Here is a 12,185-nt window from a genome sequence, read left to right as displayed (position 1 = left end):
CGTCGAAGACGATCACGCCGCCTTCGACGCTGCGGCGAGCGAGGCGAAGGTCTTGCCCTCATCGGCGAGCTTCTTGAGCAGCGGCGCCGGCTCGAGCGATGGATCGTTGGTCTCCTTGGCGTAGAAGGCCAGCCGATCGGCGATGTGCTTCAGGCCGACGGTGTCGGCCCAGAACATCGGGCCGCCGCGATAGATCGGCCAGCCATAGCCATAGAGCCACACCACGTCGATGTCGGACGGCCGGGCCGCGATGCCTTCGGCGAGGATCTTCGCACCCTCGTTGATCATCGGGTACATCATGCGCTCGAGGATCTCGTCGTCGCTGACGACGCGCTTCTTGCGGCCGAGGCGCAACAGCGTTTCGTCGATCAGCTTCTCGACCTCCGGATCGGGCAGCGCCGCGCGCGAGCCCTGCTCATACTTGTAGTAGCCCTTGCCGGTCTTCTGGCCGAAACGGCCGGCTTCGCAGAGCGCGTCCGCGATCTCCGACTTGATGCCGCGGTCCTTGCGCGAGCGCCAGCCGATATCGAGACCGGCGAGATCGCCCATCGCGAACGGGCCCATCGGCATGCCGAACTTCGTTACCACGGCGTCGACCTGCTGCGGCAGCGCGCCTTCGAACAGCAGCTTCTCGGACTGCTTGCCGCGCTGCGCCAGCATGCGATTGCCGACGAAGCCGTCACAGACGCCGACCACGGCCGGCACCTTGGCGATCTTGCGGGCGATCGAGACGGCGGTGACCAGCGCGTCCGGCGCGGTCTTGTCGGCGCGCACGATCTCGCACAGCTTCATGACGTTGGCCGGCGAGAAGAAGTGCATGCCGAGCACGTCCTGCGGACGCTTGGTCGATTGCGCGATCTCGTCGATGTTGAGATAGGAGGTGTTGGAGGCCAGCACCGCGCCCGGCTTGGCGTACTGATCGAGCTTGCCGAACACTTCCTTCTTGACCGCCATGGTCTCGAACACCGCCTCGATAACCAGGTCAGCATCCCCGACGTTCTCGATACCGACGACGCCGTTGATCAGGGCCATGCGCTTGGCGGGCGCGTCCGCCGGGATGCCACCGCGCGCGGCGGTCGCCTCATAGTTCTTCTGCATGATGCCCAGGCCGCGCTTCAGCTGCTCCTCGCCGGTCTCGACCAGGGTGACCGGGATGCCGGCATTGGCGAACGACATCGCGATGCCGCCGCCCATGGTACCGGCGCCGAGGATGGCGACGCGCGCCACATTGCGGCCCTTGGTGCCCTCGGGAACACCGGAGATCTTGGCGGCTTCACGCTCGGCGAAGAAGGCATAACGCTGCGCCTTGGACTGGTCGCCGTTCATCAGCTTCAGGAAGCCCTCGCGCTCCTTCTTCAGGCCTTCATCGAACGGCAGGTCGATCGCAGCACCGACGGCGTCGGCGGCAGCGAACGGCGCCTCGAGGCCGCGCGCCTTCTTGGTCAGCGCGGCGACCGCATTGGTGAAGATCGAACGATCGGCCCTGGCCGCGGCGAGCTTGCTGTCGTCATCACGCAGCTTGCGCAGCGGACGCTTCTCGGCGACCAGCTTGCGCGCAAATGCCTCACCGCCGGACGCCGGGCCTTCCACGATCTCCTCGATCAGGCCGTTCTTGAGCGCCACCTCGGCGCTGATCGGATCGCCGCCGACGATCATCTTGACCGCGAGCTCGGGACCGACCGCGCGCGGCAGCCGCTGGGTGCCGCCGGCGCCCGGCAGCAGGCCGAGTTTCACCTCGGGCAGGCCGAGCTTGGCGTCCTTGGTGGCAACGCGATAGTGGCAGGCCAGCGCGACCTCGAGACCGCCGCCGAGCGCGGTGCCGTGGATCGCGGCAACGATCGGCTTCGGCGAGCTTTCCATCAGGCTCAGCACTTCGGCGAGCCCGGGCGGCTTCGGCGGCTTGCCGAATTCGGTGATGTCGGCGCCGGCGATGAAGGTGCGGCCGGCGCAGGTCAGCACGATGCCCTGCACCTGCGGGTCGTCGATCGCGGCCTTGATGCCATCGAAGATGCCGCCGCGCACGGCCGCGCTCAGCGCGTTCACAGGCGGGCTGTTAACCGTGACGACTGCAATGTTGTCATGACGTTCGAGCTTGACGACTTCACTCACCGGGACTCTCCCTGGATGCTTCTTGTGTTGAGTAGCTGCACGACTTGCGTTGAGCCGCTACGATTAGACCAATTTCGCACTGCGAAATTTAATTCCACATCTTGACACGGAGGGTTATTTTGAAGCACGAGCCTTGTCAACGAGCATGACAAGGTCAGGGAATGAAGCGCGCCGGGAAGAAAACAGCGACCGATCGCAATTTCGTCGTCGCGCTTTCCCGCGGACTGGACGTCCTGCGTGCATTTCAACCCAATGACGGGCTGCTCGGCAATCAGGAGATTGCGGCCCGCACCAAGTTACCGAAGCCGACGATTTCCCGGCTGACCTACACGCTGACCAAGCTGGGATACCTTACACCTGTACCGAAGTTCGAGAAGTACCAGCTCGCGCCGTCGGCGATGGCACTCGGCTACGCCGCGCTCGCCAATCTCGGCGTTCGGCATTTGTCCGAACCTTATCGGGAAGAGGTAATGCGCGCGACCGGCGGCGCAGTCGCCGTCGGCGGCCGCGACCGTCACAGCATGATCTATTTCGGCCAGAGCCGGAACGGCCTGGCGCTCGGCGTGCAACTCGACGTCGGCTCGAGGGTGCCGATCGCAACCACGGCGATGGGACGTGCCTATATTTGGGCATTGCCACCCGAGGAGCGTGCGGCTTTATTACGCGAGCTGCGAGATCACTATGGCAGCCGCTGGGCCAAGATCCGCGACGGCATCGAGCGCTCCGGCGAGACGGTGGCGAAGTACGGATTCACCTTGTCCACCGGCGACTGGCAGGATGATGTCGCCGCGGCCGGCGTTGCATTGAAACTGAACGACGGAACCGGCCCCTATGCTTTCAATTGCGGCGCGCCGGCATTCCGCTTCACGGAAGATCGATTGCTCAACGACATTGGACCTCGCCTTGTCGCGATGGTAAGGAACATCGAGCAGGCGCTCGGTGGAATGGCGCCGCAATCCAAAAAAGAAACAAGCAAAAAGACCAGAGTAGGAGGGAAAGTTGCACGTTTGGCCGAGGGGATCAGATAGCCTCCATCACGTCCGGCGAAGCACATCGCAGGGCCGCTCGCACCGCTCGAAGATGGCGGGCGAGACGAGATGACGCAGGCACAGCTCGCGCAGGGGAATGATCCTCTGCTCGCGGTTCGCGACGTCAGCGTCGTGTTCGGCGGCATCATTGCGTTGAACGGCGTGTCGTTCGACATGTGTCATGGACAGATCCTCGGCCTGATCGGGCCGAACGGCGCCGGCAAGACGACGCTGTTCAACTGCCTGTCGCGGCTCTACCAGCCGTCGTCCGGCGACATCCTGATGGAAGGCAAGAGCATCCTGTCGCGCCCGCCGCACCGGATCGCCGAGATCGGCATCGGCCGCACCTTCCAGAACGTCGCGCTGTTCCCCAACCTGTCCGTGCTCGACAATGTGCGCGTCGGCGCGCATGCGCGCACCTCGAGCGACATCGTCAGCGACTCGCTGCGCCTCGCCTGGGTCCGCCGCAGCGAGCACGACATGAACAAGAAGGTGCACGACATCCTCGGCTATCTCGATCTCGAGGACGTCGCCCACACCGTGGTCTCGGGGCTTCCCTTCGGCACCCAGAAGCGGGTCGAGCTGGCGCGCGCTTTGGCCGCGGATCCGAAGATCCTGCTGCTCGACGAGCCGGCCGGCGGCCTCAATCACGAGGAAGTCTACGTGCTCGGCGACCTGATCCGCAAAATCCGCGACGACCGTAAAATTACGGTGTTGCTGGTCGAGCATCACATGGGTCTCGTGATGTCGATCGCCGACCACGTCGTCGCGCTCAATTTCGGCCGCAAGCTTGCCGAAGGCACGCCGGCCCAGGTCCAGGCCGACCCTGATGTCATCAAGGCCTATCTGGGGAGCAAGGACCAATGACAGCGATGCTCAACGTCAAGGACCTGCGCGCCTATTACGGTCAGGTCCAGGCCTTGCACGGCCTCAGTTTCTCGCTCAACGAGGGTTCGTTGACCACGCTGCTCGGCGCCAACGGCGCCGGCAAGACCACCACGCTGCGGGCGATCTGCAACATGGTGCGCTCGACCGGCGCGATCGAGTTCGAGGGCAAGCCGATCGGCACCCGTTCTACTGAAAACGTGGTCCGCCTCGGCATTGCCCATGTGCCGCAGGGCCGCGGCACCTTCACCAACATGACGGTGGAGGAAAACCTGCAGCTCGGCGCCATCAGCCGCTCGGACAAGCAGGCCATCGGCTCCGACATCGAGCGGATGTACGAACATTTCCCGGTGCTGAAGCAGCGCTACACCCAGCAGGCCGGCACGCTGTCGGGCGGCGAGCAGCAGATGCTCGCGGTGGCGCGCGCGCTGATGCTGCGGCCGCGGCTGATGCTGCTCGACGAGCCGTCATTCGGCCTCGCCCCGCTGATCGTGCGCGACCTGTTCCGCATCCTCGGCAAGATCAATCGCGAGGAAAAGGTGACCATCCTGGTGGTCGAGCAGAACGCGCAGCTCGCGCTCGAGCTCGCCGACCAGGCCTATGTGATCGAAACTGGACGGATCGTGATGTCGGGCAATGCCAAGGACATCGCGAACAACGAAGACGTCCGCAAATCCTATCTCGGCTACTGAGGAGCTGGCACAATGGAGCTTTTTGCCAACCAGGTCCTGGCCGGCATCGCCACCGGCGCGATCTATGCCTGCATGGCGCTCGCGGTGGTCATGATCTACCAGGCCATCGACCATCTGAATTTCGCCCAGGGCGAAATGGCGATGTTCTCGACCTTCGTGTCCTGGCAGCTGATGCAATGGGGCGTGCCATATTGGGGCGCTTTCGTGCTCACCGTCGCGTTTTCCTTCGCCGCCGGCATTGCGATCGAGCGGCTCTTGTTCAAGCCGCTGGCGAAGGCGCCGATCCTGACCAACGTCGCCGGTTTTATCGCGCTGTATGCGATCATCAACAGCGTCGCCGGCCTGATCTGGGACTTCACCATCAAGCAGTATCCGACGCCGTTCGGCTCTTCCCCGTTCCTCGGCAGCCAGCTGATCTCGACCCACCAGGCCGGCATGATCGGCATTACGCTCTTGATGCTGCTCCTGCTGTTCTTCTTCTTCCGCTTCACCCGGGTGGGTCTTGCGATGCGTGCCGCCGCATCGGTGCCGGAATCGGCGCGGCTGGTCGGCATCAACACCTCGTGGATGATCGCGCTGGGCTGGGGCATGGCCGCGGCGATCGGCTCAATCGCCGGCATGATGATCGCGCCGGTGGTGTTCCTCGAGCCGAACATGATGCTGGGCGTGCTGATCTACGGATTTGCCGCCGCCGTGCTCGGCGGCCTGACCAGCCCGTTCGGTGCCGTGATGGGCGGCTTCCTGGTCGGCATCTTCGAGAACCTCGTCGGCACCTACATCCCCGGCGTCGGCAATGAGCTGAAACTTCCGATCGCGCTTGCGCTGATCATTGTCGTCCTGGTCGTCAAACCGGCAGGCCTGTTCGGTCGCGCCATCGTGAAGCGAGTTTGATCATGAGCGCCGCTGAAGAAGTCGAAGTCGTCACCGAAGGCCAGGCCGTCGAGGCCGTTCCCAAGCGCGCCATGACGCTGGGCTATGGCACGTCGCTCGTCGTGCTCGCCGCGCTGATCCTGATCCCGATGTTCGTGAAGAACTTCATCATCTTCCAGATGACGATGCTTCTGATCTACGGCCTTGCGGTGATGGCGCTCAACATCCTGACCGGCGGCTCCGGCCAGTTCTCGCTCGGTCAGAGCGCGTTCTACGCCGTCGGCGCCTATACCTCGGCGATCCTGATGGAGCATGTGGGCATGAACTATGCCCTCACGCTGCCGATCGCCGGCATCGTCTGCTTCGGCTTCGGCTTCCTGTTCGGCCAGCCGGCGCTGCGGCTTTCCGGTGTCTATCTGGCGCTCGCCACCTTTGCGCTCGCCACCGCGATGCCGCAGCTTCTGAAGCTGGGCTATTTCGAGCACTGGACCGGCGGCGTGCAGGGTCTCGTGGTCACCAAGCCGGATGCGCCGTTCGGCCTGCCGATGGGGCAGGACATGTGGCTGTATTACTTCACGCTGGTGGTCACGATCGCGATCTATATCGCTTCAGTGAACCTGTTGCGCTCGCGCTCGGGCCGCGCCTTCATGGCGATCCGTGACAACGAGATCGCGGCTTCCGCGATGGGCGTCGACGTCGCGCTTTACAAGACGCTGGCGTTCGGCGTCTCGGCCGGCATCACCGGCGTTGCCGGCGGTCTCGGCGCCATCGCGGTGCAGTTCGTGGCACCCGACGGCTACACCATCCAGCTCGCGATCTCGCTGTTCCTCGGTATGGTGGTCGGCGGCGTCGGCTGGCTGCCCGGCTCGATCGTCGGAAGCGCCTTCATCATCTTCGTGCCCAACATCGCGGAGGGGATTTCCAAGGGCCTCTCCGGCGCTGTGTTCGGCGTGCTGCTGTTCCTCGTCATCTTCCTCGTGCCGCACGGCGCCAGGCAGGTTGCGATCGTTGCCCACCAGCTGGCCGCAAAGCTCAAGAAAAACTAACAGCCTATCGAAGCAAACCAGGAGATATTATGCTTTCTACCGTTCGGATCGCCGCGATTTCCGCGGCGATCGTCGCTGTTGCTGCGACGTCCACTGCCGCATTCGCCCAAAAGAAATATGACACCGGCGCAAGCGATACCGAGATCAAGGTCGGCAACATCATGCCGTATTCGGGACCGGCCTCCGCCTATGGCGTGATCGGCAAGACCGAAGAAGCCTACTTCAAGATGATCAACGATCAGGGTGGCATCAACGGCCGCAAGGTCAGCTTCGTCAGCTATGACGACGCCTATTCGCCGCCGAAGGCGGTCGAGCAGGTGCGCAAGCTGGTCGAGAGCGACGAGGTGCTCGCCGTGTTCAACCCGCTCGGCACGCCGTCGAACACCGCGATCCAGAAGTACCTCAACTCCAAGAAGATCCCGCAGCTGTTCGTCGCCACCGGCGCTACCAAGTGGAACGACCCGAAGAACTTCCCGTGGACCATCGGCTGGCAACCCAGCTACCAGAGCGAAGCGCAGATCTATGCCAAATGGCTGTTGAGGGAGAAGCCAGACGCCAAGGTCGCGATCCTCTATCAGAACGACGATTTCGGCAAAGACTACCTCAAGGGCACCAAGGACGGTTTCGGCGCCAAAGCGGCCTCCAGCATCATCATGGAGGAGAGCTATGAGGTCTCCGAGCCGTCGATCGACGGCCATATCGTCAAGATCAAGGCCGCCAATCCCGACGTGCTCCTGATCTACACCACGCCGAAATTCGGCGCCCAGACCATCAAGAAGACCGCCGAGCTCGGCTGGAAGCCGCTGCAGATCATCACCAACGTGGCGATCTCGGTCGGCAGCGTGATGCAGCCCGCCGGCTTCGAGAACGCCCAGGGCGTGCTCTCGGCCGCCTATGCCAAGGACGGCTCCGACCCGCAATGGGCCAACGATCCCGGCATGAAGAAGTGGAACGCCTTCCTCGACAAGTACATGCCGGGCGTCGACAAGACCGACAACGGCGTCGTCTACGGCTATGGCGCCGCGCAGACGCTCGCCAAGGTGCTCGAAATGTGCGGCGACGATCTGACCCGCGCCAACGTCATGAAGCAGGCGGCGAGCCTGAAGGATTTTACGCCGGACACCCTGCTGCCCGGCGTCAAGATCAACACCTCGGCCACCGACTTCGCCCCGATCGCCCAGCTGCAGATGCAGCGCTTCAAGGGCCAGAAATGGGAACTGTTCGGCGAGATCATTTCCGGCGACGTTCCCTCCGAGTAACGCTGCACTGCGGGAATAAAACAACAGCCTCCGCGATCAACGTCGCGGGGGCTTTTTGTTGACGCCCGGCGCCGATGGTATTGAATACACGGCACAAGAATACGAGGTGGGGAAACCATGATTGCCGTACGCCCGTCCCTGACGGCGCTATTGTCCGCATTCGCTCTGATCCTGACGAGCTGCAATGTCGCCTTGGCGCAGAAGGCCTACGACACCGGCGCCAGCGACACCGAGATCAGGATCGGCAACACCGTGCCGTACTCGGGACCCGCCTCGGCCTATGGCGTGATCGGCAGGACCGAGGCGGCCTACTTCAAGATGATCAACGCGTCCGGCGGCATCCGCGGCCGCAAGATCACGTTCATCTCCTATGACGACGGCTACTCGCCGGCCAAGACCGTCGAGCAGGCGCGCAAGCTGGTCGAGGACGACGCGGTGCTGCTGGTGTTCGGCTCGGTCGGCACCTCAAGCAACGCCGCGATCCGAAAGTACATGAACGAGAAGCAGGTGCCGCAGCTGTTCATCGCCTCCGGCGCCTCCAAGTGGAACGACCCCAAGAACTATCCATGGACCATGGGCTGGCAACCGTCCTACCAGGACGAGGCGCGGGTCTACGCAAAATACATCATGAAGCACAAGCCCGACGCCAAGGTCGGCGTGCTCTACCAGAATGACGATTTCGGCAAGGACTACCTCAAGGGACTGAAAGACGCTTTCGGCGACAAGGCCACGATGATCGTCGCCGAAGAGGCCTACGAGACGTCGGAGCCCACAATCGACAACCGCATCATCAAGCTGAAGGCCGCCGGCGCCGACACCTTCGTCAGCGTCACGACGCCGAAATTCGCGGCGCAGGCCATCAAGAAGGCGGCCGAGATCGCGTGGACGCCGCTGCAGTTCGTCGCCAACGTTTCGGCTTCGGTCGGCGGCGTGATGCAGCCGGCGGGCTTCGAGAATTCGCAGGGCATCCTGTCGGCGTCCTACCTCAAGGACGGCGCCGACCCACAATGGGACAAGGATCCCGGCATGGAGAAATTCCTTGCCTTCCTCAAGAAGGATTATCCCGACGCCAACAAGCTCGACGGCGCCACCTCCTTTGGTTACGCCGCCGCGCAGACCATGGTGAAGGTGCTCGAGATGTGCGGTGACGATCTCACCCGCGCCAATATCATGAAGCAGGCCGCGAGCCTGAAGGATTATGTCCCCGACACGCTGCTGCCGGGCATCAGCATCAACACCTCGGCCACCGACTTCGCGCCGATCAAGCAGCTGCGCCTGATGCGGTTCAAGGGCGAGAGGTGGGAGCTGTTCGGTGACATCATTTCGAGCAATCTGAGCAACTAGGACGACGCACGACCTCAACGCAAACGCTTCGCGTGTATCGCGAGGCGCTTCAGCAACGCAGGTTTTCCTCGCAACGCGTTCGACTAAATGACGCCCTCCGCGGCACCGCCGCGGGGGGCTTCCTGTTGCTGGCACCAGGCGAAAGGTATTCAATGTCGCGAGGGGCCGCGAAGTGCTCCCATTCCAAAAATCGTGACACATTCATGGTGATCCAAGGGAGATCAAAATGCCTGCTATCCACTTGCGATTGGGGGCCATTTCGGCTGCCCTCGCACTGCTCGCGGCGGCCACGAGCCCCGCCATCGCGCAGAAGAAATACGACACCGGCGCCAGCGACACCGAGATCAAGATCGGCAACATCATGCCCTACAGCGGAGCAGCCTCCGCCTATGGCGTGATCGGCAAGACCGAGGAGGCCTATTTCCGCAAGGTCAACGCCGAGGGCGGCATCAACGGCCGCAAGGTCACCTTCATCAGCTACGACGACGCCTACACGCCGCCGAAGACCGTCGAGCAGGCGCGCAAGCTCGTCGAGAGCGATGAGGTGCTGATCATCTTCAATTCGCTCGGCACGCCGCCGAACTCGGCGATCCAGAAATACATGAACCAGAAGAAGGTGCCGCAACTGTTCGTCGCCACCGGGGCCACCAAGTGGAACGACCCGAAGGAATTCCCCTGGACCATGGGCTGGCAGCCCAACTACCAGAGCGAGTCCATCATCTATGCGAAGTACATCCTGAAGAACAAGCCGGACGCCAGGATCGCGGTGCTCTACCAGAACGACGATTACGGCAAGGACTATCTGAAGGGATTCAAGGACGGGCTCGGCGCCAAGGCCGCCTCAATGATCGTCGCCGAGGACAGCTACGAGGTGACCGAGCCGACCATCGATTCCCACATCGTCAGGCTCAAGGCCACCGGCGCCGACGTATTCTTCAACATCACGACGCCGAAATTCGCGGCGCAGGCCATCAAGAAGAACAACGAGCTCGGCTGGAAGCCGCTGCATTTCCTCAACAACGTCTCCTCGTCGATCGGCAGCGTGATCAAGCCGGCGGGCTTCGAGAACGCCCAGGACATCATCTCGTCGCAATATCTGAAGGATCCGACCGATCCGCAGTGGAAGACCGACAAGGGCATGATCGCCTGGAACCAGTTCCTGGATAAGTACTACCCTGAAGCAAACCGCGCCGACGCGTCCGTGATGTACGCGTACACCGTCGCGCAGGGCCTCGAGCACGTGCTGCGGGCGTGCGGCGACAATCTGACGCGCGAGAACATCATGAAGCAGGCCGCCGGCATCCGCGACCTCGAGCTCGGCGGCCTGTTGCCGGGCGTCAAGGTCAACACCTCGGCGACCGACTTCGCGCCGCTTTCGCAACTGCAACTGATGCGGTTCAAGGGCGAGACCTGGGAGCGATTTGGTGAAATTTTGAGCGGCGACGTCGGCGGCTAACCCGAAATTGTCGACTAAAGACGAGAGCCCCTGCGGCGTTGTCGCAGGGGCTTTTCATTGAGACCGACCGCCTAAAATGCTAATCACTACAGCCAAATAAGAGAGCCCTCGAAACAAGGGGGCCGCGACACATCCGTCTGACAACAGGGAGAGACACATCAATGTCCGCTACCACTAGACTTGCGGTCCTCGGGGCCGCGCTCGCGCTCGTCGCCACGTCCGGCAGCGCCGCGTTTGCCCAGAAGAAATACGACACCGGCGCCAGCGACACCGAAATCAAGATCGGCAATATCATGCCCTACAGCGGACCCGCATCCGCCTACGGCATCATCGGCCGCACCGAGGCCGCCTATTTCAAGAAGATTAACGACGCCGGCGGCATCAACGGCCGCAAGATCAACTTCATCTCCTACGATGACGCCTATTCGCCGCCGAAAGCCGTGGAGCAGGCCCGCAAGCTGGTCGAGAGCGACGAGGTGCTGCTGATCTTCAACTCGCTCGGCACGCCGTCCAACTCGGCGATCCAGAAATACATGAACTCCAAGAAGGTGCCGCAGCTGTTCGTCGCCACCGGCGCCACCAAGTGGAATGACCCGAAGGACTTCCCCTGGACCATGGGCTGGCAGCCCAACTACCAGAGCGAGACCCAGATCTACGCAAAATACATTCTGAAGAACATGCCGAACGCCAAGATCGCGGTGCTGTTCCAGAATGACGATTACGGCAAGGACTATCTGAAGGGTCTCAAGGACGGCCTTGGCCAGAAGGCCGCCAGCATGATCGTGGCCGAAGAGAGCTTCGAGACTTCCCAGCCCACGATCGACAGCAACATCGTCAAGCTGAAGGCCAGCAACGCCGACGTCTTCATCGACATCGCGACGCCGAAATTCGCGGCGCAGGCGATCAAGAAGATTGCCGAGATCGGCTGGAAGCCGACCCACTTCCTCAACAACGTGTCGGCCTCGGTCGGCAGCGTGATCAAGCCGGCCGGCTTCGAGAACGCGCAGGACATCATCTCCGCCGCCTATCTGAAGGACGCCTCCGACAAGCAGTGGGACAATGATCCCGGCATGAAGGAATTCTACGCCTTCATGGCCAAGGACTTCCCCGAGGGCGACAAGCTCGACGGCGGCACCGTGGTCGGCTTCGGCGTGGCCCAGACCCTGGTTCAGGTGCTCAAGCAGTGCGGCGACAACCTCACCCGCGAGAACATCATGAAGCAGGCGGCGAACCTGCAGGACTTCCGCACCGAGGTGCTGCTGCCCGGCATCAAGATCAACACCGCCGCGAATGATTTCGCGCCGATCAGCCAGCTGCAGCTGATGAAGTTCAAGGGCGAGAAATGGGAACTGTTCGGTGACGTCATCAGCGCAGACGTCGGCGGCTGATTTCCCGCAAATTGCAGGCTGAGAATGGCCCCCTGCGATACCGTCGCAGGGGGCTTTTCATTAGCCGGGGCATCCGCCCGCCGACCGGCCCGGGCGATGCCGCTTACA

Annotated in this window: 10 protein-coding genes; 9 read left to right on the top strand and 1 reads right to left on the bottom strand. The window is 62.7% G+C overall.

All coding sequences use genetic code 11. The features are described from left to right. Window positions 1-12: 12 nt before the first annotated feature. Window positions 13-2,109 (bottom strand): 3-hydroxyacyl-CoA dehydrogenase NAD-binding domain-containing protein, encoded by a 2,097-nt coding sequence (locus V5279_RS03480; RefSeq protein WP_338695130.1) that lies wholly within the window; start codon window positions 2,107-2,109, stop codon window positions 13-15. Window positions 2,110-2,270: 161 nt separating this feature from the next. On the opposite strand from V5279_RS03480, the gene V5279_RS03475 reads away from it, so the two are divergent. The 9 genes from V5279_RS03475 (at window position 2,271) to V5279_RS03435 (ending at window position 12,077) form a co-directional block, all read left to right on the top strand. Beyond that, the gene (locus V5279_RS03475; protein ID WP_338695128.1) at window positions 2,271-3,137 is read left to right on the top strand and encodes an IclR family transcriptional regulator; all 867 of its coding nucleotides are present in this window, start codon (window positions 2,271-2,273) and stop codon (window positions 3,135-3,137) included. A gap of 69 nt (window positions 3,138-3,206) precedes the next feature. Further along, window positions 3,207-4,004 (top strand): ABC transporter ATP-binding protein, encoded by a 798-nt coding sequence (locus V5279_RS03470; protein WP_338695126.1) that lies wholly within the window; start codon window positions 3,207-3,209, stop codon window positions 4,002-4,004. Then, on the top strand, window positions 4,001-4,714 hold the full coding sequence (locus V5279_RS03465; protein ID WP_029077897.1) for an ABC transporter ATP-binding protein: 714 nt from the start codon (window positions 4,001-4,003) through the stop codon (window positions 4,712-4,714). The genes V5279_RS03470 and V5279_RS03465 overlap by 4 nt, the downstream gene beginning before the upstream one ends. A 12-nt stretch (window positions 4,715-4,726) precedes the next feature. Continuing rightward, window positions 4,727-5,605, top strand: coding sequence for a branched-chain amino acid ABC transporter permease (locus tag V5279_RS03460; RefSeq protein ID WP_029077898.1), 879 nt, complete (start codon window positions 4,727-4,729; stop codon window positions 5,603-5,605). A 2-nt stretch (window positions 5,606-5,607) separates the two neighbouring features. Further along, window positions 5,608-6,630 carry a branched-chain amino acid ABC transporter permease gene (locus V5279_RS03455; RefSeq protein WP_166211378.1) on the top strand — a complete coding sequence of 341 codons (1,023 nt, stop codon included), beginning with the start codon at window positions 5,608-5,610 and terminating at the stop codon, window positions 6,628-6,630. A 29-nt stretch (window positions 6,631-6,659) separates the two neighbouring features. Beyond that, window positions 6,660-7,889, top strand: a complete 1,230-nt coding sequence (locus tag V5279_RS03450; protein WP_338695123.1) for an ABC transporter substrate-binding protein — start codon at window positions 6,660-6,662, stop codon at window positions 7,887-7,889. A gap of 117 nt (window positions 7,890-8,006) precedes the next feature. Then, window positions 8,007-9,233 (top strand): ABC transporter substrate-binding protein, encoded by a 1,227-nt coding sequence (locus V5279_RS03445; RefSeq protein ID WP_338695122.1) that lies wholly within the window; start codon window positions 8,007-8,009, stop codon window positions 9,231-9,233. Between the two features lie 226 nt (window positions 9,234-9,459). Next, the gene (locus V5279_RS03440) at window positions 9,460-10,689 is read left to right on the top strand and encodes an ABC transporter substrate-binding protein (RefSeq protein WP_166299070.1); all 1,230 of its coding nucleotides are present in this window, start codon (window positions 9,460-9,462) and stop codon (window positions 10,687-10,689) included. A 161-nt stretch (window positions 10,690-10,850) separates the two neighbouring features. After that, window positions 10,851-12,077 (top strand): ABC transporter substrate-binding protein, encoded by a 1,227-nt coding sequence (locus V5279_RS03435; RefSeq protein ID WP_338695121.1) that lies wholly within the window; start codon window positions 10,851-10,853, stop codon window positions 12,075-12,077. Window positions 12,078-12,185 lie beyond the last annotated feature (108 nt).

Origin of the sequence: Bradyrhizobium sp. 26S5 (genome assembly GCF_036923295.1) — a bacterium.
GTDB lineage: Bacteria > Pseudomonadota > Alphaproteobacteria > Rhizobiales > Xanthobacteraceae > Bradyrhizobium > Bradyrhizobium septentrionale.
Note: the sequence above shows the minus strand (reverse complement) of the source record. Positions and strands in the feature narration are given on the sequence as shown.

What these genes read in the sequence shown, in the direction of transcription:
- V5279_RS03440 (WP_166299070.1), top strand. Translation starts at nt 9,460, where the DNA reads ATGCCTGCTATCCACTTGCGATTGGGGGCCATTTCGGCTGCCCTCGCA.
- V5279_RS03470 (WP_338695126.1), top strand. Translation starts at nt 3,207, where the DNA reads ATGACGCAGGCACAGCTCGCGCAGGGGAATGATCCTCTGCTCGCGGTT.
- V5279_RS03475 (WP_338695128.1), top strand. Translation starts at nt 2,271, where the DNA reads ATGAAGCGCGCCGGGAAGAAAACAGCGACCGATCGCAATTTCGTCGTC.
- V5279_RS03445 (WP_338695122.1), top strand. Translation starts at nt 8,007, where the DNA reads ATGATTGCCGTACGCCCGTCCCTGACGGCGCTATTGTCCGCATTCGCT.
- V5279_RS03465 (WP_029077897.1), top strand. Translation starts at nt 4,001, where the DNA reads ATGACAGCGATGCTCAACGTCAAGGACCTGCGCGCCTATTACGGTCAG.
- V5279_RS03460 (WP_029077898.1), top strand. Translation starts at nt 4,727, where the DNA reads ATGGAGCTTTTTGCCAACCAGGTCCTGGCCGGCATCGCCACCGGCGCG.
- V5279_RS03450 (WP_338695123.1), top strand. Translation starts at nt 6,660, where the DNA reads ATGCTTTCTACCGTTCGGATCGCCGCGATTTCCGCGGCGATCGTCGCT.
- V5279_RS03435 (WP_338695121.1), top strand. Translation starts at nt 10,851, where the DNA reads ATGTCCGCTACCACTAGACTTGCGGTCCTCGGGGCCGCGCTCGCGCTC.
- V5279_RS03455 (WP_166211378.1), top strand. Translation starts at nt 5,608, where the DNA reads ATGAGCGCCGCTGAAGAAGTCGAAGTCGTCACCGAAGGCCAGGCCGTC.